This is a genomic window from Shewanella sp. cp20, assembly GCF_000832025.1.
Classification (GTDB): domain Bacteria; phylum Pseudomonadota; class Gammaproteobacteria; order Enterobacterales; family Shewanellaceae; genus Shewanella.
The window spans coordinates 198333-224323 of record NZ_JPII01000048.1 but is presented as its reverse complement, the minus strand read 5'-3'; the positions used below and the strand labels follow the sequence as shown (position 1 = coordinate 224323).

Annotated in this window: 23 protein-coding genes; 7 read left to right on the top strand and 16 right to left on the bottom strand. The window is 53.4% G+C overall.

Annotation, left to right across the window (positions count from 1 at the left end):
* Positions 1-41: 41 nt before the first annotated feature.
* The gene (gene bcp / locus DB48_RS16895) at positions 42-515 is read right to left on the bottom strand and encodes a thioredoxin-dependent thiol peroxidase (protein WP_041511359.1); all 474 of its coding nucleotides are present in this window, start codon (positions 513-515) and stop codon (positions 42-44) included.
* The gene (locus DB48_RS16890) at positions 512-1066 is read right to left on the bottom strand and encodes a glycine cleavage system protein R (protein WP_041511358.1); all 555 of its coding nucleotides are present in this window, start codon (positions 1064-1066) and stop codon (positions 512-514) included. The genes bcp and DB48_RS16890 overlap by 4 nt, the downstream gene beginning before the upstream one ends.
* Before the next feature lie 243 nt (positions 1067-1309).
* Here DB48_RS16890 and dapA point away from each other — a divergent pair, with 243 nt between their 5' ends.
* From dapA to DB48_RS16855, 7 genes are all read left to right on the top strand, one after another.
* Complete coding sequence (gene dapA / locus DB48_RS16885) at positions 1310-2194, top strand: 4-hydroxy-tetrahydrodipicolinate synthase (protein ID WP_041511357.1); 885 nt, start codon at positions 1310-1312, stop codon at positions 2192-2194.
* Between the two features lie 4 nt (positions 2195-2198).
* Positions 2199-3320 (top strand): outer membrane protein assembly factor BamC, encoded by a 1122-nt coding sequence (gene bamC, locus DB48_RS16880; RefSeq protein WP_041511356.1) that lies wholly within the window; start codon positions 2199-2201, stop codon positions 3318-3320.
* Between the two features lie 401 nt (positions 3321-3721).
* Complete coding sequence (locus DB48_RS16875; RefSeq protein WP_041511355.1) at positions 3722-6094, top strand: EAL domain-containing protein; 2373 nt, start codon at positions 3722-3724, stop codon at positions 6092-6094.
* A gap of 163 nt (positions 6095-6257) precedes the next feature.
* Positions 6258-7343, top strand: coding sequence for an efflux RND transporter periplasmic adaptor subunit (locus tag DB48_RS16870; protein ID WP_041511354.1), 1086 nt, complete (start codon positions 6258-6260; stop codon positions 7341-7343).
* Complete coding sequence (locus DB48_RS16865; protein WP_041511353.1) at positions 7340-10468, top strand: efflux RND transporter permease subunit; 3129 nt, start codon at positions 7340-7342, stop codon at positions 10466-10468. Before DB48_RS16870 ends, DB48_RS16865 begins: the two co-directional genes overlap by 4 nt.
* Before the next feature lie 275 nt (positions 10469-10743).
* Complete coding sequence (locus DB48_RS16860) at positions 10744-11061, top strand: hypothetical protein (RefSeq protein WP_052813849.1); 318 nt, start codon at positions 10744-10746, stop codon at positions 11059-11061.
* A 489-nt stretch (positions 11062-11550) separates the two neighbouring features.
* On the top strand, positions 11551-12921 hold the full coding sequence (locus DB48_RS16855; protein ID WP_041511352.1) for a DUF4397 domain-containing protein: 1371 nt from the start codon (positions 11551-11553) through the stop codon (positions 12919-12921).
* 169 nt (positions 12922-13090) lie between these two features.
* Here DB48_RS16855 and DB48_RS16850 read toward each other — a convergent pair whose 3' ends face one another.
* The 14 genes from DB48_RS16850 to DB48_RS16785 form a co-directional block, all read right to left on the bottom strand.
* Positions 13091-13363 (bottom strand): DUF2897 family protein, encoded by a 273-nt coding sequence (locus DB48_RS16850; RefSeq protein WP_041511351.1) that lies wholly within the window; start codon positions 13361-13363, stop codon positions 13091-13093.
* A 62-nt stretch (positions 13364-13425) separates the two neighbouring features.
* Complete coding sequence (gene kdsB / locus DB48_RS16845; RefSeq protein ID WP_041511350.1) at positions 13426-14163, bottom strand: 8-amino-3,8-dideoxy-manno-octulosonate cytidylyltransferase KdsB; 738 nt, start codon at positions 14161-14163, stop codon at positions 13426-13428.
* Between the two features lie 84 nt (positions 14164-14247).
* Positions 14248-15318 (bottom strand): 3-deoxy-alpha-D-manno-octulosonate 8-oxidase KdnB, encoded by a 1071-nt coding sequence (kdnB, locus tag DB48_RS16840; protein ID WP_041511349.1) that lies wholly within the window; start codon positions 15316-15318, stop codon positions 14248-14250.
* Between the two features lie 89 nt (positions 15319-15407).
* Positions 15408-16595, bottom strand: a complete 1188-nt coding sequence (gene kdnA / locus DB48_RS16835) for an 8-amino-3,8-dideoxy-alpha-D-manno-octulosonate transaminase KdnA (RefSeq protein ID WP_041511348.1) — start codon at positions 16593-16595, stop codon at positions 15408-15410.
* 218 nt (positions 16596-16813) lie between these two features.
* Positions 16814-17425: a carbonate dehydratase gene (can, locus tag DB48_RS16830; RefSeq protein WP_041511347.1), complete on the bottom strand. Its 612-nt coding sequence runs from the start codon at positions 17423-17425 to the stop codon at positions 16814-16816.
* Positions 17426-17531: 106 nt separating this feature from the next.
* Entirely contained in the window at positions 17532-18365 is an 834-nt protein-coding gene (locus DB48_RS16825; RefSeq protein ID WP_041511346.1) for an alpha/beta fold hydrolase, read from the bottom strand.
* Positions 18366-18371: 6 nt separating this feature from the next.
* Positions 18372-19070 (bottom strand): M15 family metallopeptidase, encoded by a 699-nt coding sequence (locus tag DB48_RS16820; RefSeq protein ID WP_052813840.1) that lies wholly within the window; start codon positions 19068-19070, stop codon positions 18372-18374.
* Positions 19064-20194: a succinyl-diaminopimelate desuccinylase gene (dapE, locus tag DB48_RS16815; protein WP_041511345.1), complete on the bottom strand. Its 1131-nt coding sequence runs from the start codon at positions 20192-20194 to the stop codon at positions 19064-19066. Before dapE ends, DB48_RS16820 begins: the two co-directional genes overlap by 7 nt.
* A complete protein-coding gene (locus DB48_RS16810; RefSeq protein ID WP_052813839.1) occupies positions 20191-20550 on the bottom strand; it encodes an ArsC family reductase in 360 nt (119 codons plus the stop codon). The genes dapE and DB48_RS16810 overlap by 4 nt, the downstream gene beginning before the upstream one ends.
* Before the next feature lie 271 nt (positions 20551-20821).
* Positions 20822-21331: a PTS glucose transporter subunit IIA gene (gene crr, locus DB48_RS16805; protein WP_041511344.1), complete on the bottom strand. Its 510-nt coding sequence runs from the start codon at positions 21329-21331 to the stop codon at positions 20822-20824.
* 66 nt (positions 21332-21397) lie between these two features.
* On the bottom strand, positions 21398-23104 hold the full coding sequence (ptsP, locus tag DB48_RS16800) for a phosphoenolpyruvate--protein phosphotransferase (protein WP_041511343.1): 1707 nt from the start codon (positions 23102-23104) through the stop codon (positions 21398-21400).
* An 11-nt stretch (positions 23105-23115) separates the two neighbouring features.
* Complete coding sequence (locus DB48_RS16795; RefSeq protein ID WP_011865664.1) at positions 23116-23373, bottom strand: HPr family phosphocarrier protein; 258 nt, start codon at positions 23371-23373, stop codon at positions 23116-23118.
* Positions 23374-23405: 32 nt separating this feature from the next.
* Positions 23406-23798, bottom strand: coding sequence for an ACT domain-containing protein (locus tag DB48_RS16790; RefSeq protein ID WP_011865665.1), 393 nt, complete (start codon positions 23796-23798; stop codon positions 23406-23408).
* A gap of 203 nt (positions 23799-24001) precedes the next feature.
* Positions 24002-25639 carry a methyl-accepting chemotaxis protein gene (locus DB48_RS16785; RefSeq protein WP_041511342.1) on the bottom strand — a complete coding sequence of 546 codons (1638 nt, stop codon included), beginning with the start codon at positions 25637-25639 and terminating at the stop codon, positions 24002-24004.
* Positions 25640-25991 lie beyond the last annotated feature (352 nt).

The window sequence follows — 25991 nt, the reverse complement described above, 5'->3', positions numbered from 1 at the left end:
AAGCCGGCATAGCCGGCTTTTTTGTCGAAAATGAGCGTAGGTTAGCTATTTTCCTGAATATAATTCAAGACAACCTCATGGTGGTCTTTGGTCTTAAACTTATTAAACACATAGGCCACCTTACCGTCCTGACCTATCAGGAAGCTGAGGCGGTGAATGCCGTCATAGATCTTACCCATAAATTTTTTCTCACCCCAGACACCGAAGGCGTCGGCAACGCTATGATCTTCATCGCTGAGCAGGCTGAAATTCAGTTCATGTTTATCGGCGAAGCGGGCAAGCTTGGCCACTGGGTCCGGGCTGATGCCAAATACGGTGACCTTCTGAGCGTCTAGGTCTGGCTTGCTGTCTCTTAAGCCGCAGGCCTGCACAGTGCAGCCAGGGGTCAGGGCTTTTGGATAAAAATAGACCAGTACAGGGCCCTGTTTGAGGGCATCGCTGAGGGAGACTGTCTCATCGGCCTGGTTTTGTAGGGTAAAGTTAGGCGCCATTTCGCCCTGGGTTAAGGTTTTCATAGATCATCCTTAGGTTGTGTTTCGATACCCTGCATACGTTCGATATGGCAGCTTAGGTTCATCTCTTCGGCGAGGGCGGCGATATTTTGTTCGAGTTTTTCGATATCCACCTTCTCTGGCACATTGATGGTTAAGAAGACATTTTGCACCGGCTCGCCGTCTGATGTCTCCTCTGCATGGGATCGCACGGCGGCTAGATCCAGTGAACGATCGGCCAGGAACTGGGTAATACGCTTCATGGTGCCACGCTGGTCCTTACCGTTAAAGGTCACTTCCAGGCGTGAAACATAGTTTGGCGGCGTATGCTGAGAGCAACGCTTCATTACCGTCAGCAGACCAAGTTCGACACTCAGGGCAGGGAGGCTGGCTTCCATCTTAGTAATCGATGCCCAGGCGCCTGAAATCATCATGATCAAGGTAAACTCACCACCAAAGAGGGCCATACGGCTATCGACGATATCGCAATCGCATTCGCTTGCGAGTCTGGCAAATTTACTGACGATACCAGGACGATCAGAACCCAGTGCGGTAACGACCAGATGATTGGACATGAAATTCCCCCATTGATTGGTAACTCGTTGTACAAATAAGCGTCGATTGACATTTTCGGCGTTTTTTAAGGAGGCTTATGCTATCACAAGTTATCAGTTTTGAGATCCCTGTCGTGATAAAGAGTCAAACATTTGACCTATGGGGAGCGGTGTTATCATTCTCTGTGATCTAGGGATACTTATGCTTGTTTTTACCTGTGAGCATCAGTACCATAGCCAGTCCTGAATCCTTGGGGAAATCACATGATAAACGGAAGCATCGTAGCCTTAATCACACCCATGAATCGTGATGGCTCAGTCGATTATGCAAGTCTCGAGAAGTTGGTTGAGTACCATATTGAACAGGGTACTGACGCCATCGTTGCCGTCGGCACGACCGGCGAATCTGCCACTTTACCTCTTTCAGAACATATTGAAGTGGTTGCCCACACGGTAAAATTTGCCGCCGGACGCGTTCCTGTTATCGGTGGTAATGGCGCAAATGCCACCGCCGAAGCGATCGAGCTGACCAAGGCGCAGGCCAATCTCGGGGTGGCCGCCATGTTGGGCGTGACGCCTTACTATAACAAGCCGACACCTAAAGGCTTGGTGGCCCATTATCGCGCCGTCGCGGCCGCGACCGATATCCCACAAATTCTTTACAACGTGCCCGGCCGTACCTCGGTGGATATGTTGCCAGAAACCGTCGCCCAGCTGGTCGAGGTGCCAAACATCATAGGTCTAAAAGAGGCGACCGGCGATCTGAGCCGCGTGGCTAAGCTACGTGAGCTTTGTGGTGATGACTTCATGCTCTACAGTGGTGATGACGCCACGGCCCGTGAGTTTCTTACCCTGGGTGGCAATGGCGTGATCTCAGTGGCGAATAACATAGTGCCTAAGCAGTTTAAGCTGATGTGCGACGCGGCCCTTAAGGGCGATCTCCAAGGTGCCCTCAAGGCCGAGGCACCAATGAAAGCGCTGTTCGGCGCGCTCTTCTGTGAAGCCAATCCTATCCCTGTGAAATGGGCGGCGCACCGTATGGGCTTGATCAGTCAAGGACATATTCGCTTGCCATTAACGGAACTTTCCGAGCAATATCATGGTCTGTTGCTAGAAGCGATGAAGAATGCCGGAATAGAGGTTCAATAATTAGATGCTAAAGCAAGTTACTCCAATCCTACTGGTGGCCGCCGTAACGGCCTGCAGCACGCCTATCGACAGACGTCAGGCCAATGGCAATGACGAATATGCCACTGTGACGGCTGCGCCTAAACTGGTGATCCCAGAAGGGTTGAATCAGCCGAAATATAACACCGAATACGATATTCCTGAGGTTGGCAGCAAAGTCGATAGAACCTTGGTTGGCAAGAAACTCGATATTCGTCCACCGCTACAGGTACTGCCGATGGCAGAAGGTACCCATGTGGAAGAGTCTAGCGACAGCATCAAGATCGTGGTCGAGTCTATCGATAACGATATCGACCTGCGCAGCGAGCTGTTCGGTATCTTGGATGAATATTTTAGTCAGCACGAGATCAAGATCCTCAAAGAGGATAGAGAAACCGGTGTTATCGAAACTGATTGGATAGAAAATCAAGAAGTTATCGACTCATCTATGTGGGGCGCCGACGAGGTTTACTCGGTACGTCAACGCTATCGTTTCACCGTCAATGTGCGTCCACATGGCCGTAGCGGTAACCTTGCTATCGAATTGATTGATCACGAAGAGAGCTTCGATGGTAAGGCGCAGGATATCCTGCTGACCGGTGAAGATAAGCGCCGCTATACGGTTGATATGCTCAACAACACCATCGCCTACATGAGCGTGAAGCGTGCTAAGGCGATCAAGGCGAAACGTCTGCGTGAGAGCCTGGGTATCGAGGTAGACTTGGTGAAGGCCTCTGCTGTGGCCGAAGATGAGACACCAGCGCAGAGCTACTGGTTGGCCGATGCCAGCTACAGCCGTACCTGGGATCGTCTGCGAATCGTATTACCAGAGCTAGGCTTTGAAATCGTCGATATGGATAGCAACAAGGGGCTTTACTATATCAACGTGAGCGACGATTCAGGTTTCTGGAGTTCATTGTGGAGCGATAAGAAGCTGCCGATGGAAGAGGGGTCCTATCGCCTGCAGATTGAGCAAGACAAGAGCGATACTTCTAAGACACGCATCTATCTGAAAGACAAGGAAGATGCTCCAGTGAGTAACGCTGTGGTCGAGGCCGTATACGATGGTATGGCCGAGCTGATGAGTGAAGACCGCAAGGTCAGATAGGCTCAGCCAAGCTTAAGAAAGCTAAGCATAGCCAGACAAGCATAGTCAGATAAGCACAGTAAAATAGGCTTAGTAAGATAAACATAGTCAGATAAGCTTATCCAAATAAAAAGAGGCCTCATGGCCTCTTTTTTGTTTCTCCTTTTCAGTCTGGCGGGCCATAAAGTGGCTGGAAGCATGTTGCTATTCGTTAGCCGTGCTTTCGCAGTCCTTTAAATGTGCTTCACGGGTCAGCTTTAGTCCCTCTGTGTTAGGCATCGTGGAGTTATTCAGCCTGTTTCCCACACCTTGTTCTTGCGCGCCGTTTCCTGTGGCGGCCGATGGCGAGCCAAGCATCTATGCCATATAGTTAGTGATATTATCAGTCATTCGATTGACGGAAATGTTTAGCCGAGGTTGAGATGCCAGCTAAGGTGCCACTGCAGGATGTAGACGCAAAATATCTGAAGATTATCAGTGAGTTTGCTATCGACATGCTCTCGCTAAGCGGGGTAGACGAGATCCTTTGGCACCTGGCACAGAATGTGGTTTCCCAGCTTGGGTTTGATGATGTGGTCGTCTACCTGCTGGATCCTGCGCGGGGCGTCTTGATGCAGAAGGCCAGCTTCGGCGATAAGAACCCTAGTGGCCATGAGATCCTCGCGCCTATCGAACTCAAGCTGGGAGAGGGCGTTGTCGGCACAGTGGCAAAGACCAAACAACCCTTGATCGTCGGTGATACCCGGCAGTTTCCTAACTATATCGTCGATGACGCCCCCAGGCTTTCTGAGCTTGCGGTGCCCATGTTGATGGAGGGTGAACTGATAGGGGTGATAGATACCGAGCACCCTAAGAAGAATTTCTACACCTCTCAGCATGAACGCATCTTGTTTGCCCTTGCCTCCATCGCTGCGCTGAAGATCCACAGGGCCAACAATCTGGTGACACTGCAACAGCGGGTGGCGGATCTGGAATATGCCAGTAAGATCCAGGACACCCTGTTTGCCATCGCGGAGATCATCTTCGAGACCGACTCGATTAAAGCCTTCTACCAAAGGCTACACGCTTGTATCGCCCGCCTGATCAAGGCGGATAACTTCTATGTTGCGCTACTGAGTGAAGATGGCCACACGCTGCACTTTCCCTATCATGTGGATCAATACGACCAGCTCGCCGAAGATACCGAGTTGCCGCTGTTACCCTCATGCCTTGGGATCACCGCTTATACGCTGCTGAGAAACAAACCCCTCCTGGTGGACGAGGCGCAGATTAAGGTCTTGGTGGATCAGGGTGAGATAGTGATCAATGGCGCTATGCCAAGGGCCTGGCTCGGTGTACCCTTCGGCGATGAGGCGTTTCGCGGTATCTTAGTGGTGCAGAGTTATCATGGCGGCTATCGGTATAGTGAGGCAGACCAACGGCTGCTGGTGTTTTGCGCCAAACATATACGCAATGCCATTAGCCGTATGAACGTTAAGGCCAACCTGACTCAGATGGCCCTCTATGATGGCTTAACCAAGCTACCCAATCGCATGCTTTTTATCGACCGCTTAAATCAGGCGATCGCTAAGCTCAATGAAGCCGCTGAAAATGGCGTTTCTCCCAAAGGGCTCGGCCTAGTGCTGCTTGACATAGATCACTTTAAGGCCGTTAACGATACCTATGGCCATCACTTAGGGGATGAGCTGCTAAAGGTGTTTGCACAGCGCACAGAGGCAGCTATCGCCAGCCAGGACACCATTTGTCGGCTGGGTGGGGATCAATTTGGCCTGCTCTTGATGGGTATCGATTCTGAATCTGAGTGCCTTGCCCGGGTCGAAGCCCTGCGCGAGCAGATGCAGGGCGTGTTGGATCTTGGCGGGATCTCTATCGCGCTGTCGGTTAGCCTGGGGCTGGTGACCTGCTTCTCATCCGGGATGCGGGCGTCAGATCTGCTGCGTAGGGGCGATCAGGCGCTGCTTAGGGCAAAATTGATGGGGCGGCAGCGTCTTTGTGTGTTCAGCAGTGGTGAGCAGACCGAGCTGCAGGAGACGCAGATTTGTCAGGAGTTTCAGCAGGCCGCCGCCCAGGATGAGCTCTATTTCAGCTTTCAACCTCAATATCGGCTTAAGGATGGCAAACTGATCGGCGCCGAGGCGCTGCTGCGCTGGGAGCACCCCAGATATGGAACCATTTCGCCCCGGCGATTATTGGCGCCGCTGCGCCGCCAGGGGGCCCTTCAGCTGGTCGATGCTGTGGTCGCCAGGCTGATACTGGCCCATCTCAAACGCTATCACGGCGCCTATCCCGAGGACTTTCGCGTGAGCGTGAATCTCGCCAGTGACGGCTGCGCCCTGTTTGATGAACTGGAGGGGATGGTCGCAAAGGGGGAGGGGCTGGCCAACTTCTTGGGCTTAGAGATCCCTGAGGCCAGCATAGTCGCCGGCTTCGACAAGGTGCGCCACTGTATTGCCAGGGCAAAGTCTCTCGGCGTACTGGTGAGCCTGGATGATGCGGGTGCCAGCCATGCAAGCTTTAGATATTTGCAGGCGCTCAGGTTCGATCGCCTCAAGATAGCCCAGGGCCTCATCAGTCCCATGGAGATGGCTTATGATAACAAGATGATCTTAGATACCATCATCAATCTCGCCAGCAGCTTGAATATCGATACCCTGGCTCAGGGGATAGAAACCCGCGAGCAGTATCAGACGTTACAGTTGCTTGGTTGTGACTATGGTCAGGGGGAGTTTATGAATCCCTCCGTGAGCGAGGAAAACCTACTGCTTATGCTGACTCAGTCGCCCTTCTTTAGATGATCAGGCGTATCATTTAGCGATTGATACTATACTCTTTTGTACCTCGTGGCCGGCACAAATGTAAATGGTGTATTAAGTTTGTAAGCAAAGGTAAAACGCCTTGAAGCACCTACATTCCAAGGTAAACTACCGATAACATAATGCGCATTCTTTCGGAAGATTGATGAAAAAAACGATAATAATCTCAATGCTTTTAGCGGCAGGCGCCGCCACCTACTATTTCACTCAGCAAACCGAAACGCCTAAGGAGCCGCGCGGGCGACCCACGCCGAATGTGGTGGTGGCAAAGGCCGAAATGCAGCCTATTCGCGACGAAGTTGAGGCCTTGGGTACAGGTAAGGCCAACGAATCTATCACTGTGACTCCCAAGGTTACCGACATGGTAACCGAGATTAATTTCAGCGACGGTCAGATGGTGGAGAAGGGCCGGCTTCTGGTACGTTTGCAAGACAGAGAACAGATCGCCCGTGTGACTGTGGCCCGGGTTAAGATGAAAGATCATCAGCGTGAACTGGCGCGGATCAGCTCCCTGGTGACCAGTCAGACGGTGGCGGCATTGGAGCGCGACAGGCTGCAGACCCTTATCGATACCGCCAAGGCCGAGTTAGATCAGGCCGAATCTTCCCTCAAAGACAGACGCATCTTGGCGCCGTTCTCGGGACGCCTGGGCCTGCGTCAGGTGAGTCAGGGGAGTCTGGTGACTCCTGGTACTGTTATTACCACCTTAGATGATATCTCCACCATTAAACTGGATTTCTCAGTGCCAGAGCGCTTCCTGCAGTCTTTGGCTATTGGTAAGTCGGTCGAGGCCAGTGCCGTGGCCTTCGAAGGCGAGTTGTTTACCGGTAAGGTGGTGTCTGTCGATAGCCGCGTCAATCCGACGACTCGCGCCGTAACGGTCAGGGCCGAGATCCCTAATAAGGGACTGCGCCTGCTTCCCGGTATGTTGATGAAGGTGAAGCTGATCAAACAGAGCCGCGAAGCGCTTATCATCCCAGAAGCGGCGATTATTCCTATTCAGAAAGATCACTTCGTTTATCTGGTGAACGAAGAGAACGTGGTCGAGCGTCGTCAGGTGCAACTTGGCCTGCGTAAGCGTGGCTGGGTAGAGATTGTCGGCGGCGTCGAGGTGGGCGAGCAGGTGATGGTGCGTGGCATCCTCAAGGTGCGCCCAGGAGATACGGTTAAGGTGCAGTACAGTGAACACTTTAGTTTCAACCAACAAGCTAAGGTGGAGCCGCTAGCATGATCTTGACGGATTTGTCGGTAAAACGACCGGTTTTTGCGTCCGTCATCAGCATACTCCTGATCGCCTTCGGTCTGGTCTCCTTCGAAAAACTGCCCTTGCGCGAGTATCCCAATATCGATCCGCCTATTGTCTCGGTGCAGACCAGTTACCGCGGCGCCAGTGCAGCTGTGGTGGAGAGTCGAATCACTCAGCTGGTGGAAGACAGGATCAGTGGCGTGGAGGGGATACGTAACATCAACTCCTCCAGCAGCGATGGTCGCTCATCTGTGACGCTAGAGTTCGACGTCGGCCGAGATATCGAGGCGGCGGCCAACGATGTGCGCGACCGCATCTCGGGTTTGCTCAATAACCTGCCCGAAGAGGCCGATCCCCCAGAGGTTCAGAAGGCCAATGGCGGTGATGAGGTGATCATGTGGCTCAACCTGGTCTCGGATCAGATGAATACCCTGCAGCTCACCGACTATGCCCGTCGCTATCTGGTGGATCGCTTCTCGGTGATCGACGGCGTGGCCAATATTCGCATTGGTGGGGGCAAGGTCTACGCCATGCGGGTGTGGATCGACCGTCAGGCCCTGGCGGCCCGTGATCTGACGGTGTCGGATATCGAGTCTGTGCTGCGCTCGGAGAACGTCGAGCTACCGGCAGGTTCGGTGGAATCCCAAGATAGACACTTTACCGTGCGTCTGGAGCGCACCTTCAAGACGGCGGAGGATTTCAATAACCTGGTGCTGGCCGAAGGGGAAGATGGCTACCTCATCAAGCTCGGCGACGTGGCTAAGGTGGAGATAGGCTCGGAAGAGGAGCGCATCACTTTCCGCGGTAACCGTGAGGCCATGATAGGCCTGGGGATCTCTAAGCAGTCTACCTCTAACACGCTGGAGGTGGCTCGCGCCGCCAATGCCCTGGTAGATAAGATCAATCCGACGCTACCCGCCGGCATGGAGATCAAACGCTCCTATGACAGCTCAGTGTTTATCGAGGCCTCCATCAAGGAGGTGTATCAGACCCTGTTTATCGCCATGTTCCTGGTAATTGTGGTGATCTATCTCTTCCTTGGCAGCGTACGTGCCATGTTGATCCCGGCGCTGACCGTGCCTGTGTCCTTGATGGCGACCTTTATCGTGCTCTACGCCCTGGGCTACACCATTAACCTGCTGACCCTGCTGGCAATGATCCTGGCGATTGGTATGGTGGTGGATGATGCCATCGTGGTGCTGGAAAACATCCACAGACGCATCGAGGAGGGCGACTCACCACTGAAGGCGGCTTTTCTCGGTTCACGCGAGGTAGCCTTTGCCGTGGTCGCCACCACCCTGGTCTTGGTGGCCGTGTTTATGCCGATCACCTTCCTTGAAGGAGATCTGGGTAAGCTGTTTAAGGAGTTCGCGGTGGCCATGAGTGCGGCGGTGATCTTCTCAAGCCTGGTGGCCCTGACCCTAAGCCCCATGATGTGTTCCAAGCTGCTTAAGCCTGCCGGACAAGATCCCTGGCTGGTGCGCAAGATAGATGCGGGCATGAACTGGTTGTCTGCGGGTTACCGTACCACGCTCAAGCGCGCCATGACCCATCCCTTTATCGTCAGCTCCCTGGTGATCATCGCCCTGGGCCTCAGTGGCTATCTGATGACCAAGGTGCCTCAGGAGTTTGCGCCAAGAGAGGATAGGGGCTCTATGTTCCTGATTGTCAACGGTCCTCAGGGGGCGAGTTTCGAATATATCACCCCCTATATGGATGAGATCGAGGAGCGCCTGATGCCGCTGGTAGAAAGCGGTGACATCAAACGCTTGCTGATCCGTGCACCTCGCGGCTTTGGACGCAACGCCAACTTCTCCAACGGCATGGCGATTATCGTGCTGGAAGACTGGGCGACCCGTCGTAGCGCCTTCGAGATCATCGGTGATATTCGCGCCCGCTTGTCGGATCTCGCCGGTGTGCGCGCCTTTCCCGTGATGCGTCAGGCCTTCGGTCGCGGCGTAGGCAAGCCGGTGCAGTTCGTGCTGGGCGGCCCAAGCTATGAAGAACTCGCCAAGTGGCGTGACATATTGCTGGAGAAGGCCAAGGAGAATCCGAATCTGGTGGGCCTGGATCATGACTACAAGGAGACCAAGCCCCAGCTGAGGGTGGTGATCGATAAGGACAGGGCAGCGGATCTCGGCGTCTCTATCTCCCATATCGGCCGCACTCTGGAGTCTATGTTGGGTTCGCGCCTGGTGACCACCTTTATGCGCGACGGTGAAGAGTATGACGTGATCATCGAGGGTAATCGCGACAATCAAAATACCGCCAGCGACCTAAGTAACATCTATGTGCGCTCGGATAGAAGCCGCGAGCTTATCCCCCTGGCTAACTTAGTGTCGGTGGAGGAGTTTGCCGACGCCAGTCAGCTAAACCGCTACAACCGTATGCGCGCCATCACCATAGAGGCCAATTTGGCCGATGGTTATAGCCTGGGTGAGGCGCTCGATTACCTCAACGATCTGGCCTACACCTATCTGCCGGCCGAGGCGGTGATCAGCTACAAGGGGCAATCGCTGGATTATCAGGAATCGGGTAACTCCATGTATTTCGTCTTCCTGCTGGCGCTCGGCATCGTCTTCTTGGTACTCGCGGCGCAGTTCGAGAGCTATATTCACCCCATGGTGATCATGCTGACCGTGCCGCTGGCGACCTTGGGTGCCCTGATAGGCCTGTGGATCACAGGGCAGAGCCTGAACATCTACAGCCAGATCGGTATCATCATGCTGGTGGGACTGGCGGCCAAGAACGGTATCTTGATCGTCGAGTTTGCCAACCAGCTGCGTGATAAAGGCATTGGGTTCGATACGGCGATCATCCAGGCGGCCAGCCAGCGTCTTCGTCCCATCTTGATGACGGGGATCACCACGGCCGCCGGAGCCATCCCACTGGTGTTGGCTCAGGGGGCGGGCGCCGAGACCCGCTTCGTGATCGGTGTGGTTGTCCTGTCGGGCATCATTCTGGCGACCTTCTTTACCCTGCTGGTGATCCCGGTTGCCTATGGCTTGATCGCGCGAAACACAGGTTCGCCGGAGGAGATCAGCCAACGTCTCGAGGCCGAGCTTGCACTAGATGCACACCACGAGTCAGGCTTACGAAACGCCGATTAGCGTGTGTTTATTATGGTGTTAAGCCATTAGTGTTCAATCTCAATTAACTGGCCAGTCATAGGATTGGCCTTTTTTGTCTCTTCTCGATACTTGTTAGTTGAGAGAAGGTGAAGACAAGCTAAAGGAGGCTAATGAACGCTAAGGACCTGTGTCATCCTAGCTTGCCATGCAGGTGTAGTTATTAATGTTCATTAACCACTAATGTTTCATTAACATGCCGGGATGGATGTAGTAGAGTGAATCGATGACTTAATTTGCAACAGGGAGTAATGCAGATGACATTATCTATCGAGACTGCGCAGCGCCAGCCCAAATCGGCACCGGCCACGCTGCAGAAGAATGCCATTCGAGTCGATGGACGACTCACCATGAGCCGCGAGGCGCTGGATTTTAAATCTTTCAGCTCAGACTGCCTCTACGGCCCATACCACCTGCCTTTGAATGAGATAGTGAAAGTGGAGACCTGCTGGGGCAAGGGGGCTGGGATTCTGCCTATCACGCCCGATGGGATCCAGGTGAGCCTCAGCAATGGTGAACGTTATCAGTTTATCGTCGCCGATCCCGAGGACTGGGTGCAGCGCCTCTCATCTTAACTTTCATTTTAACTCTTAGCTTAAGTCTCATTTAAAGATTGCCTGTTTAAGGTTTATGTCGAAAAAAGGCTAGCCCTAATCTGGGCTGGCCTTTTTGTTTTCCACATGCGTCGTATTTGCCCTTATGGCCATGGGGCAAGCGAGCATTCATATTTCTGCCGTACAACTGATGCAATTAAGCTGCTGAGAAAGAGACATGGCTAAAACTGATACAGCTAACAGCGATAAAGCCAAAACAGACAAAGCCAATCCGATACAGCCCATCAATTACAGCCCATCAATCACAGCCCAACAATTACAACTAACTGAACGTAGCTAATCCAACGAGACTTATTCCGATAAGAATTAATCCGACAAGGCTTAATCATGCTCGTTTAAACCATACACTCGGCAAGTTTTCCTTTTCAGTCTATTACCCTGGTTGACATTTCTTGACGCAAAAAGTTTGTCATAGGTAAGGCCTTTGTAATTAATCTGTTAAGGAAATATGTGTTGATTAAAAAATGCAATCTAAAGTTGGCACTGCTCGCGGGTTTGGCCTTGGTTAACGCTGGCTGTGGTTCAGACGAGTCGAGTGAAAATAAGCCTGCCTATATCCAGTTTTATAATGCATCGCCAAATAGCGTGGCGAGCCATCTGGTACTCGATGAATATGCCTATACAGCCGTTTCTTATAGTGACGCCTTGCCTCGCTATGAATATCCAACAGGGGAAACCGACGCTAGCATTCGTGGCTATGATGCCAACGGTGACAGTGTAGAGCTTCATGAATTCACACTCGATCTCAAGGAAGGTGACAACCGCCTATTGGTGCTTGTCGGCGATTACGAGAAGAGTGAATACCTGGACATTCGATATGAGCGTGATGAGATGGATGAGGCCAATGGTGACCTCGATAGCGACGAAAGCAAGATGCAGGTCTTGGCAATACACGCTGCCATGGGCGAGGGCGCCTATGATCTCTATTTGACTAAGGCGAGTGAAAGTTTTAACGAGGCGCAGCTGCTGGGTAACTTAAGTTATATGCAACATACCCAGGCCCTGATGCTAGATACCGGAGAGTACTTGCTGTACCTGACTGAACCCGGTCAGACGGAACCTGTATTTCGTACGGGTACGCTGATATTGACCAGTGAAACGGTCAACAAACTAGTCATTCATAATAGTTTTGGCCCTGGAGAGCCTAAGTTGATCGTCGATAATGTCGATTCGACAGGGACGCCGGTTGCCTATGTCAACCAAGATGCCGATGCAGAATTTAGGGTCTATAACGCGTTAAATCGAGAGAGCGCCCTCGCTCTGCAGCTGAGTAGCGATGCCGAGAATGTTCTCTTACCAGGGCTCTCGCCCCATGCGCTGAGTGATTTCAAGGCGATAGATTATAACGATTATGGGGTGAGTGTTTTCTCGAGTGACACCAATGAGCTGCTGGCCAACAACCTCTTGGTGACATTTAATCAGGATGAGAGTAAGACACTGGTGATCTTTGACAATGCCGTCGGTCAGACCCTGGGGATGACCGTTGCCCACGATCACAGGCCAAATGCCTTCGAGCATACCCTGTCGGTAGCAAATCTTATCGACAGCTTTGACAGCCTAGACCTCTACTTTGTGCGCCCAGGCGAGACGATTGACACGGCTGTCTATAAGCTGACTTACTTGAGCTTTACCGAGCTGGCGCAAATCAACCTGCCGAGCGGGGACTATGATATCAGCTTGGTCCATAAGGAAGAGAATGGCACCCTGACCTTAGTGTATCAATCGGGCGCTATGGCGATCGATCAAACCGGCAACTACACCTTGGTGTTGAGTCGTGATGACACCGAGCCCTTGGGACACAGGGCAAATCTGTTTCAATAGTCAAAGTATTGAAGGCCCTGATAAGCAGAGGGGCCTTCACATAGAAAAGGCTTACCTAGATAAGCCTTTTTCTCGTTGTAGCTTTTGATAGCAGTTTTTACTCGCAGCTCTTATCTGCTGCTCTTATCAGCGAATGACGGCGAAAGCTAAGTTGGCGCCTGGCGATCGCTTAATCCTGGTCTTTGGCTGCGTCGTCAGTCTTGCTCGTCTGCTTATCGCCTATGGGAGTATCGCCTTCGGGAGTCCTATTACCTATGGGAGTCTTATTATCTTTGCCAGCATCTTGATCTGCCTCACCGCGCGCAGTTTTCGCATCGGGTTTATGATGCGGCTTACCAAATTGGGTCATCTTAAACTTGCTACTGTACTTAAGCACCGCCAGGTTGCTGGCGATCACCCCAAGTACCAAGATAATGATGAGCCAGACTTCAAGACTCGACATCCGCTCTCTCCCTCGCTTTCAATTCTTATCTGCTAGTTTTGGATAGGCTAGCTCAGTACCGGCTAGTTGACAGCCAGACGGGCTTCGCAGATACGGATATCTTCCGGTGTATCCACCTCGGGCGAGTCGAAGGCGCTGATGGCGACTTTGATCCTATGGCCATGCTCCAGTGCACGAAGCTGCTCCAGCTTCTCGAGATCTTCTAAACGGCCCAGTGGCAGCTTATTGAAGGTGCGGACAAACTCGCGTGTGTAGGCGTAGACACCCAGGTGTTTGTAAACCGGGTAGTCGTTTGTGTCGCGGCCGAAGGGGATACGGGCGCGCGAGAAGTACAGCGCATTATACTGGTTGTCGAACACCATCTTGACATGCTTGGGATCGTCAAGCTCATGCTCTTCGGTGATCTCATAACCTAGGGTCGCCATACCGAATTCACCTGGGTGGCGCTCAAACAGGGTAATGATCTGCTCGATAGAGATAGGATCGATCAGTGGCTGATCGCCCTGTAGGTTGATCACCAGATCTTCGTCTGCAAGACCGAGTTGAGTGATAGCATCCTCGATTCTGTCGGTACCGGAGGCCGCCTTCTCATCTGTCATCACCACCTTGCCACCAAAGGCTTCTACCGCCTCCTTGATGCGCAGATCGTCGGTGGCCACATAGATGGCGGTTAAACCTTTTGCCAGCGCCGCACGTTCATAAACATGCTGGATCATCGGCTTACCGTTAATCGGCGCCAATGGCTTGCCCGGAAAACGGCTCGAGCCATAGCGTGCTGGGATTAACAGAGTCACATTCATTTGGATATACCTATCAGTTACAGTGTGCCGCAGTGCATAAGAGAAGGGGCTCACTCGGAGCCCCTTACACCTTGAGCTTACAGGTTAGATTCGACGGAACAGTTTAGTCAACATTTCGTCGGTGACTTTCTCTTCCCAACCTTCGCCATAGACGTTGGCCCATAGTGGTCCCATGCTCTTGGTGACGGCGACCATTTTAGCGATGGTTTCATCTGGCAAGTCTTTACAGATGTTCTTCGGCAGGGTGATGTTGTGCTTATCCATCATCTGACGGAACTCGGCCACGCCCTCAGGGTAGAACTCTTCCAGCACGTCGAACGCCAGGCAGTTACCGATACCATGGTGGTAGCCCAGTACGTAGCCAAGGCCATAAGATACGGCGTGACAGGCACCTACCTGGCTGTAGGCGATGCTCATGCCACCCATGTATGAGGCCATCATCAGCTTGTCGTCTTTCTCTGGGTGATCGTCTAGGAAGACTTCACGGCAAAGGTCCATCGACTTCTCGGCGAACGCCTTGGCAAATTCGTTCAAGAAGGTGCCTTGTAGTGACTCGACGCAGTGGATGTAGCAATCCATACCCGTGTAGAACCATTGATCTGTCGGCACGCCGTCGATGAGCTCTGAGTCCATGATGATCTGGTCAAATACTGTGTAATCAGAGTTCAGACCTAGCTTACGTACCGGGCCGCAAAGTACGGCGGTGCGTGAAGCTTCGGCGCCGGTACCTGACACAGTAGGGATACCGATATGGTGAACCGCAGGGTTCTTAATCAGATCCCAGCCCTGATACATGGCGCTGCCACCTGGGTTGGTGAGCATGAGTGAAACGGCCTTGGCCAGATCCATAGTCGAACCACCGCCCAGACCGATAACGCTAACGGGGAGCTTGCTGTTAAAGGCTTGCACCTGCTCGGTGAGGTCATCAACCTGCTTGGTGGTAGGCTCTTCGTCCACGTTAACGTAGATCACTAAGTCCTGTGGCTTAGCGGGTACGCGCTGCGCCAGTGGCTTATCCTGATGAACATCATCGATCAGGAAGACCACGAAATCTTCGCCTTGCTTACGCTCTTCCTCGAGTACGGTATCGAGCTGCGCGAATGAACCACGACCAAAGATCATTTTTGGTACGCATTTGAAATTTTTAAAACTCATTACAGCATTCTCCATTGAGACATCTAGTGTAAAAAGTAACGTCGCAGGGCCAAACAAGGCGCTGCGACCGGGAATTTGAGAGACGAGAGTTAAGCGGCAAAGGCACGCTTGATGTTCTCGATGCGCTGGGCGATCTCTTCTTCAGTCCATGAGAGCTTGATCAGCATCGAAATGGTGCAGCTCATGATGGCATCAGACTTAGGCACAGACACCTGAGTATAGTCAGGTTTGTCTTCAATTAATGTGATCGGCAGAGCGGCTGGTGATTTAAGCTCTTGAATGTGCTTCCAGTTTGACAGGTAGTGCCAGTTGTTTACATACCAGTAGAAGCAGCCATCGACGCCGTTTTCGGCCAGTTTCTTGTTGATCTCCAGAGTACGCTCCTCGGTCGGCAGCATAAAGCTTAGGAAACCGGCTGAGTCGCCTTCAGGATCTGGGATCTCACGGAAGCTTACCTCTGGCAGCTCTGCCATGGCGTCTTTCAGGAGTTTCTTGTTCTTGCGCTGAATGTCGATGATGGTATCTAGCTTGCGAAGCTGCGCCAGACCTAGCGCCGAGTTCATCTCAGAGATGCGGAAGTTCAGGCCCATGATAGGGTGGCTTTCTGCGCCGCGATCGTTGCCGACATGGTCATGGCCATGGTCAGAGAACATATGGGCGTGGTTATAGATGGTCTCATCATTGGTGATCACCGCGCCGCCTTCGCCACAGGTGATGGTCTTAACAGAGTCAAATGAGTAGCAGCCTACATGGCCGATAGTCCCCAGGGCTTGACCCTTGTAGCTACCGCCGATGGCCTGACAGGCATCTTCCAGTAGCACCAGGTTGTGCTTTTCACAGACAGCCTTGATCTCATCCATCTTAGCCATAGAGCCACACATGTGGACTAGGTTAACGGCCTTGGTGCGTGGCGTGATAGCCGCTTCAATGCCTTCCGGTGACAGACATAGTGTCTCGTCGATCTCGGCAAATACCGGTACGGCGCCAGCCATGAACACGGCTTCGACAGAGGCCACGAAGGTAAATGGAGGAACGATCACTTCATCGCCTGCGCCAATGCCTGCGGCGGCTAGCGCGGTTTGCAGTGCAGCGGTACCGCTCGAGAGCAGGTGGGCGTGTTTGACATTCATCTTCTCACAGAGCAGTTGCTCCATCTCACGCGTCTTCCAGCGGTCATTACGCATGTGATCAAAGTTGTAACGGAAGGTAAAACCGTTTTCCATTACGTCAGCAACTTCCTGTTTCTCTTCAGGACCAAATAATTCAAAACCAGGCATGGAATAGTTCCTTAGCATTCGCTGCGCCCGCGGCGCGAAAAATAAATCAATGCGAATTATAAACGCGATGGGTGTAAAACTGCGATGTTTATTAAGGAATATTTACTGAAATAGGAGGCTTTTTTTTGCTTTTACGCGAGGGGGGCTGGCGATAGCGCATGATTTGACCATCATGCGCGCTGTGGCTCGCCTTAAAGGGGAGGTGATGTGTCTGGCAGCTATCTGCTGCGAAAGGTATCTATGTCTACGGTAACGTCGAGATCCGACAGCAGGCCGTTGTCGACGCTGTAGATCCAGCCGTGCACCGCCACCTTATGGCCACGCTCCCAGGCATCTTGCACTATGGTGGTACTGGCAACATTGCCCACCTGTTCGATGACGTTGAGCTCACACAGGCGATCGAAGCGGGTCTTGTCATCAAGTTCGGCGAGTTCCTTGGCGTGCAGACGATGGATGTCGCGAATATGCCCCAGCCAGTTGTCGATCAGTCCCAGGCGCTCCTTACCCATGGAGGCCTTGATACCGCCGCAGCCGTAATGGCCCACCACCATGATATGTTTCACCTTGAGCACCTCGACGGCATATTGCAGCACTGAGAGGCAGTTGAGATCCGTATGGATCACCATGTTGGCGATGTTCCTGTGTACGAATACCTCGCCGGGCATGAGATCGATGATCTGGTTCGACGGTACCCGGCTGTCCGAGCAGCCAATCCACAAATACTCGGGATTTTGCTGTTGGGCCAGTTGCTCGAAGAACTTAGGGTTCTCTTCCAGGATGCGGTTGGCCCAGCGGCGGTTGTTGTCGAACAAAGGTTTAAGTAGTTTCATTTAGTTAACATCATGTCGATGAAGAAGATTTTTGCAGGGCTGCATTCTAGCATCAAAGATTTGCCCTGCTGGTCTACTCAGTCTAGGCCAGGGTTTCTTTGCTGGCTTAGCTCAAATGTTTGGCGAAAAAATCACTCAGGTGCTGATTGATCCACTCACTCTGTTCCAGGGTTGAGATATGGCCCGCCTCCGGAATATGCAAAAACTCGCTGCCGTCGATGGCATCATGCATCAGATAGCCCTCCAGCACGGGTCTGGGCTTGTCCTGGGTGCCTGTCATGATCAGCGTCGGCAGGGTTAACTGCGCGGCATCTTCCATGATGTCACGGCGCCCGAAGATGATGCGGCCGAGACGAGAGATACTCTCCAGCCGCTCTGGCGCCAGGTTCGCGAGTGAGGCCTTAAAGGCGGCGATGAGATCAGCTTGTTTTTGTTCGACCTCATCGGCAAAGAATAGCGGCGCTATCTGGTCGATCAGCGGCGGCGGTAACTGCCCGGCGGCCATCATGGCATCGAGCATGGCGTAGTATTTGGCGCGGCTGACTTCGGGTTCGAAGCCGAGGAAACAGCCCATCATCACCAGCGTTTTCACGCGGCGCGGCGCCAACAGGGTTAACTCTGCGCCCCACATGCCACCAACGGATAACCCTAGTATCGAGAATTCATCCACTTCCAGGCTGTCCATCAGCGCCAGATAATGCTCGGCGAGATGTTTGAGTGAACGGCAATCACTTGGTAGCAGATCTGACTGACCATGGCCCCAGAGCTCCGGCACTATGCAGCGGTAATGCTGGCTGAGGTGGGCGATTTGCGGCGCCCACATGGCGCTGTCCCAGAGGTAGCTGTGGCCCAGCAGTAACACTGGGCCCTGGCCGACATCCAGATAGCTCATCTGGTGGCCGTTGAGATTGAAACTGTGACGAAAACTGTCGAGGTTCATGTGAGATCACTCATTGATAATTGGGTTAACCTGCCCGTTGGGCGAAGGGGCAACGAAGTAAACATAGCGTGATACCAGCGCCTCCAGCCGGGCGAGAATAGGGGCCTTGAGCGCGATATCCGCCTGCTCGAGCCGAGCCTTTAATGCCTGGCTATCGAAGCTGGCCAGATGGCTATCGGCCAGTGGGTAATAACTCAGGTGCCAAGGCTCTGGGCTGACGCCGCTGAGACCTGCCTGATAGGGAAAGTAGAAACCAAAGTCAGCCGCGTGTGCCACTAGCCACTGATGCAGCCCATGACAGGGACCACCTAGCTGATACTCGCTGTCGATAAGCTCGAGGGATGCTTGGCTGATGGCGTTTGCGTCGAACAGATCCAGATCTGTGCCCCAATGATGGCGTGACATGCCGGGCAATGCCGACCAGCGCAGTATGGCATCTAGCAGCTCATTGTCACTTAACGTCTCGATGTCCATTGGCCGAGACGCCGCGTCCAATACCGGCCGCTTACCGTTCGCCTTGGCATTCCATATCCCGAGTTGGCGATTGAAATCACGATAGCTGGAGCAGATGGCGATGTTAATACCATCGCTGGCGGCGGCGCCTTGCATCTTGCTAAGCTGCGCGGCGCACTCGGGGGCCAGCCTGTGGCCCTGGTGATCCACGAGTGTTGGCTCATCAAAACCATAGATTGCCGGTTCTAGCACAGCAGCTTTTCCAGGATACGTTCATACACCTTGGCGAGCTGCTCGATATCCTCGACCTTGACGCACTCATTGACCTTGTGAATGGTGGCGTTAACCGGACCAAGCTCGATCACCTGGGCGCCAGTCGGGGCGATGAAACGGCCATCCGAGGTGCCGCCAGAGGTTTGCGGGTCTGTCTCTGTGCCGGTGATCTCATGGATCGCCTCGCGGGTGGCATCCAGCAGCGGGCCCTCATCGGTGAGAAACGGCAGGCCGTTGAAGATCCAGCTGATCTCATAGTCGAGCCCGTGGGCGTCAAGAATATTGAGTACCCGCTGAATTAAGATCTCGGCGGTAACTTCGGTGGAGTAACGGAAGTTAAACATCACCTCCAGGCTGCCCGGGATCACGTTTGAGGCGCCCGTGCCGCCATTGATATTGGCGATTTGAAAACTGGTGGGCGGGAAGAATTCGTTACCGTTATCCCACTTCATGCGTGCCAGCTCATCGAGCGCAGGCGCCGCCTTGTGGATGGGGTTGTCGGCTAGATGTGGGTAGGCAACATGGCCCTGAATGCCTTTGACGGTGAGGTTACCCGTGAGGCTGCCCCGGCGACCGTTCTTGACGATATCCCCTAGCTTATGGGTAGAGGAGGGCTCGCCAACCAGTGACCAGGTGATCTTCTCGCTTCGGGCCTCAAGGGTGTCGATTACCCGGGTGGTGCCGTTGATGAAGGGGCCTTCCTCGTCGCTGGTGATCAGAAAGGCGATAGAGCCCTTATGATCAGGATGCTTGTCGACGAATCGCTCGGTGGCAACTACCATGGCGGCGAGCGAACCCTTCATGTCGGCGGCGCCGCGTCCGTGAAGATAGCCGTCGATCACCACAGGCTCGAAGGGTGGTGTGTGCCAACGGTTGAGATCGCCAACCGGCACCACATCTGTATGGCCAGCAAAGCAGAATAGCGGACCTTCTGAGCCGCGCCGCGCCCACATGTTGGTGGTATCTTCAAATACCATAGATTCGATATTAAACCCCTTGGCCTTGAGGCGATCGGCCATCAGCGGCTGACAACCTTCGTCTAGCGGGGTGACCGAGGCTCTGGCAATCAGATCCTGTGCCAGTGTGAGGACTTCCTGGCTCATCGGCTGAAGATCTCCTCGTATTGAGCGGGCTTGAAGCCAACACTTACCTGTCCCTGATGATCCAGCACGGGGCGTTTGATCAGGGTGGGATAGGTGAGCATGAGGGCGATAGCCTTTTCTTTGCCGATATCGGCCTTTTCGTCATCGCTCAGATTGCGAAAACTGGTGCTGCGTTTATTAAACAGGCTTTCCCAGCCGACTTGCTCGACCCAGGCGTTAAGGTGTTCCTCGGTGAGGCCGTCGACGCGAAAGTCGTGAAAGGTCACTGCTTGTTGGTTGGCGTCTAGCCACTTGAGCGCTTTCTTGACTGTGTCGCAATTCTTAATACCGTATAGGGTCAAAATTTGATTCTCCATGTGGGGCAAAGGCCGTTTAGCGCTTTTATGATAACGTGAGTGCTTCTGTAAATTAGGGCCTTTGTAATACTTTAGCCGCTTCGCTGGCGACCACTTCTACTTGCTGCTCATTGTGGCACCGAGTCGAGCTCGCCTCAAGGGATAAGCACAGGGCAAGTGTCTGTTTGAAAAAAAATCACTCAGCTGATGGTGAGTCTTAGGCTAAGGGTTAACGAGTTGCTGAAGTGAGTTAAGACAACCCGGCACTGAATGCGCCGGGCGATAGTGCGCGTTAGAGCTGAACTGAGAAGATCACGTCTTTCCCGGCTTCGATACTGCCGTGGCGCTTGTCGAGCCCCTGAATATCTTCCATGTTGGCCAGCACCACGGGGGTGAGTAGGCTCTCTACATGCTCCTTAAGATAGTCGAGATCGAACTCGAGTATGGGATCGCCGGCCTTGACCTGCTGGCCCTCTTCGGCCAGGCGGGTGAAGCCGTTGCCCCTCAGTTCGACCGTACCGACACCGAAATGCACGAACAGCTCGAGGCCTTGGGGCGACTCTATGCTAAAGGCGTGGTTGGTTTCGAAGATCTTGCCTATGGTGCCATCGACCGGCGCGACTATCTGCTTTCCTTTTGGGGCTATCGCGATGCCGTCGCCGACTATCTTCTCGGCAAAGACCACATCCGGCACTTTCTCGATTGCCACGATCTCGCCCGACACTGGCGCATAAACATCAATGCCGCCCGTGATGGGTGGCTGACCAGAAATTAAACGTCTTATGCGGCTCAAAAATCCCATTAATTTGCCCCTGTGTTAGCACGCTGATGTGTCGTGATGAATTATGCCTAGCATACTCAAAAAATATCAAGAGTGACAGTGTGTTAATAATTGATTTAACGCATCGATGCGTGAAACTTGCAAGGCTTTGCGCGCAAGTTCGACACAATCTGGGTAAGACCAACGACTGAGGGCCTGTTTTACCTCGAGGAGCGAGGCCAGGTTGACGCTAAATTCTTCCAGTCCGAGTCCAATCAATAAGGCGGCGGCATTGGGGTTACTGGCCAGCTCGCCGCACATGGAGACCCGCACCTTGGCGGCCTTGGCCTTCTCTATGATCTGGGCGATCAGGCGGATGATCACCGGCGAGAGCACGGGGTATTGATCGATCAGCAGCGGATTAGCGCGATCGGCGGCCATGGTATATTGGGTCAAATCGTTAGTGCCTATGCTGACAAAATCCAGCAGGGGCAGCATGGAGTCGAGGTTAAACACCGCCGCCGGGGTTTCAACCACTATGCCAAGCTCGAGTTCGCCAAAGCCTTTCTCGGCCTCGACCAGCTCCTGCTTACAGCTTTCCAGCAGCGCTAGCACGGCTTCGAGCTCCTCTACCTGATTGACCATGGGGAACATGAGGCGGATGGGACCATGGTTAGCGGCCCTGAGGATCGCCCTGAGTTGGGCGCTAAACAGCTCTGGGTGGGCAAGCGTGTATCTCACCCCTCTGAGCCCCAGTGCCGGGTTTTCCTCAACGTCCATGGCGAGACTAGGCACTTCCTTGTCGGCGCCAAGATCCATGCTGCGAATGGTAAGAGGCTTGCCATCTAACAGTTGCAGGGCATCACAGTAGAGTTGATACTGGCGGTTTTCGTCCGGCAGTTCATGGTTGTTCATGAACAAGAACTCGGTGCGAAACAGGCCAACCCCCTCGGCGCCCACGTCGGCCAGATGATTGATTTCGCTGATGCAGCCCACGTTGGCCAGCAGGGGAATGGTGCGGCCATCCTTTGTCTGAGTTACTTTGCCCTTCAAGGCCTGCAGTGCCGACTTGCGTTCGTCAGCCTGTTGTTTCTGGGCGTTGAGATCGCTTATTTGCGCCGCATCAGGCTCAACATAGAGCTCGCCGTTAATGGCATCTACGGCTAGCGCCATGTCATCTGATACCTCTAGGGTATGCCAAGGGCAGCTCATCAGGGTGGGAATGCCTGCGCTGCGGGCCAGAATCGCCGTATGGCTGGTTACGCCGCCGGTTTGCAGTACCAGGGCGCTGACGCGCTCCAGGGGCAGGGTGGCGAACTCAGCCGGGGTGATATCTTTGGCCAGTACGATGGCGTTTTCCGGTAGGCGGCTGAGGTTATCGCAGTGGCCGGTGAGCAGGGTACGGATCAGCCGCTGGCCCAGGCTTAATACATCTTCGGCGCGCCGAGCCAGGTAGGGCGAGTCGGCCTCCTGCATCGCCTGTGCCTGTTTGGCGAAGCTGTGCTCCACCGCCAGGGCCGCGGAAAACTGGCGCTTGCCTATGGTGTCGCTGAGTTCGGCCAGTAGCTCCTCATCTTCTAACAGCAGGAGATCGGCCTCGATCAGCTGATAGTTGTCGGAGTCGGGGTCGAGCTTGGCGGCGCAGGCCTGGCTCTGTTTGATGAGGGTCTTGAGGGCGCGATTGAGTCTTTGTTGCTCGCGGGCGAGTTGGGCTGGAGGCAGGAGATGATAGTCGAGTTTACTTTCGTAGCTGCGTAGTACTTTTGCCTGTCCGAAGGCGATGCCCGCCGCTACCGCTATGCCTCTAATCGTCATCCTGACTCCTGTTAACTTAAGGTGATAAGCAGCTCGGCGACGGTATCCACCGCCGGTTTTGCCTGCTCGCCATCGGCGCTGACCTTGACCTCGACGCCTTTATACAGGCCCAAGGTCTGCAGCTTGAACAGGCTCTTGGCGCTGGCCTGTTTGCCCTGACATTCCACTATGATGTCACAATCATAGGCCTTGGCTGCCTTAACAAGCAGGGCCGCAGGCCGGGTATGAATGCCGTGTTCGGCCATGATGGTGACTGTCTTTTGGTACATAACACTCGCTCTTTGGAAATGACGCTCTGGCGCTAGGCCTGATAATGAATGATCTGATAGTTGGTCTTCTTCAGCGCCTGTATCGCTTGCTGCAGCTTATCCTTCTTCACCAGAATATAATCGGTATCGAAGGTTGAGATGGCGAAGATGCTGATCTTGGCTTCGGCCAGGGTGCCAGAGACGCTGGCGAGGATCCCCGTCATGGAGAAGCCTAGGGGACCGACGACCTCGAGGCAGCGCCAGTCGCTCTCCTCTTCGAGGCTGTCGAGTTGCAGTTCGGCGGGCACCACCACAGAGAGTTCATCTTTGGTCTTGCCGATAAAAAACATGGGCTGACGAAACACCTCGGGTACTAATTCACTGTCTGGGCTGAAGCTGTGAATACTGTATAGCTGAGGATGAACCGCTAACGTCATTCGGGCCATGGTTATGTGATCCCACCGATGCAGAAAAATGTGATGTCGTTAAGCTTATCACAGTTTTAATATCAGCTGTCGAGCTTTGGCGGGGGATTTTTTTATGTGTTTGTAAGGGGTGTGAATCGCTCTTGTCTTGCTCTGTGAGCGTTAATAAGAAGGGAGCCAATTGGCTCCCTGTCTGTTTCGCTATCTGTTTGAATATCTGTGTTTTACACCTTGAACTGGCCTAAGATCTTGGCGCTGGTCTGACTTATCTGACGCAGCGACTCGGCGGCCATACGGTTACTCTCATTGGCCTTAACCGACACCTCCGAGAGTTCGGTGATGCTACAGATGTTACGGTTGATCTCCTCGGTAACCAGAGACTGCTCCTCGGTGGCGCTGGCCAGCTGGGTATTCATATCGCTGATATGAGCGATCAGCTCCAAGATAGTATTGAGTGAATCGCCCACGGCCTGGGCCTGTTGCTGCAGCTCTACCGACTGACTCTGGGTATCGCTGTTGCTGTGCATCACATTGGTCACGCCATTTTGAATGTCTGTGATGATCTTCTGGATCTCATTGGTGGAGTCCTGGGTGCGGTTAGCCAGGGCTCTGACCTCGTCGGCAACCACGGCGAAACCACGGCCATGAGCACCGGCGCGGGCAGCCTCGATGGCGGCATTAAGCGCAAGCAGGTTGGTTTGATCGGCGATACCGCGGATCACATCCAGGATGCTGCCAATCTGCTCGGAGGAGACCCCAAGATGTTGGGTGATGCTCTCGGCGTTCTTCAGTTCCTGCACCAACTTATGGGTGTTCTCTACCGTGCCATCCATCTGCTGCTTGCTGTCCTGGGCCTGCTGCTTGACGCTGTTGGCCGCATCTGCCGCCTGCTGAGTGCTGCTGGCCATCTCATGGGTGGTCGATAGCATCTGATTGATGGCGGTGGCGACGCTGCTGGTTTCCTGGTGCAGATGATCTACGCTGGCGTTGGACTCGGCGACGGCATTGAACAGGCGATCGGCATCTTGGTTAAGATCTTGTCCCACCGGCTGGAGATCGGCAACCATCTTGTTGATCTTACCTACGAAGTTGTTAAAGGCGATGGCGAGGGCCACCACTTCATCTTTACCTTTAGTCGGTAGACGTTTGGTGAGATCGCCTTCGCCTTCGGCAATATCTTTCATCGCATCGATCGCCTGGTTGAGGGGTGAACTGATGGAGTGATTGAGGACTAAGAAGAAGGCGAAGATAGGCACGGAAATAAGCAGCATGATGCCGAGGTAGTTGTACATCACGCTGATGGTGGTGTCGTTGACGTCACTCATGTAAGAGGTGGTCACCAGCGTCCACTGCCAGGCCGGGAAGGTGCGGGCTTCCATCAAGGCTTCTTCACGCTCACCGGTAAGGGGATTTCTCATCTCCATGTGTGCCTTGGCAATACCGGACGCTGCTGCGTTATCGAGCAACTTGTCTAGGCCATTGCCGCCCATTTGACTGGTCAGGGCTGAGGGCTTGATGCCAAGCTTTTCCGGGGCGGCGCCGTTGGCCAGCAGTGTGTGGTCTCGGTCAAACAGCAGGAAGAAGCCACTCTCGCCATATTGGATCTGATTGACCAGATTTGCCGCCTCTCGTTTGGCGTCTTCCGGCGTCAATTTATTCTGCTGGGTCTGGCGATAATGTGTGTCGACGATGCTGAGTAGGGTGGATAACTGCGCATCGTTTTGTAGCCACTTCTGCTTAATCAGGCTGTTGCGCTGCTCGTTGATCGAAAAACTGGCGAAGACAAAGGTGCCGATGGCGGCAAGCACCAGCATAAAAATGAGGCGTTGAAGAATGGTGAACCTTCTGAGGATCGCAAGCATGTTATGTCCTTAATAGCCCGGTTAAATGCCGCTAATATACAGGCTAACGTGTTGCCTGAGAATGCGGTTATAACGAATAGTCAATCGATTGACTGTTTATTGTTAATTAATTGAACTGGCTCACGTTGGCGATGGATCGTTTTGGCATTTTTACGCAATCGAACAATGAATCTTTTATGTACTGTGAGGCAGCTAACGGCGTCTTACCCAGGGTTTTGCTAGGTTAGGTGGGCGTGATGATTACTGAGTTTGCTAACGTCAAATCTGCTCGACATTTAGCCACTGAATGAGAATTAACTAATCCCCTGTTTTGATTTTGATTTTTATCGAAATAGCGCGCAGAATGGAGTAT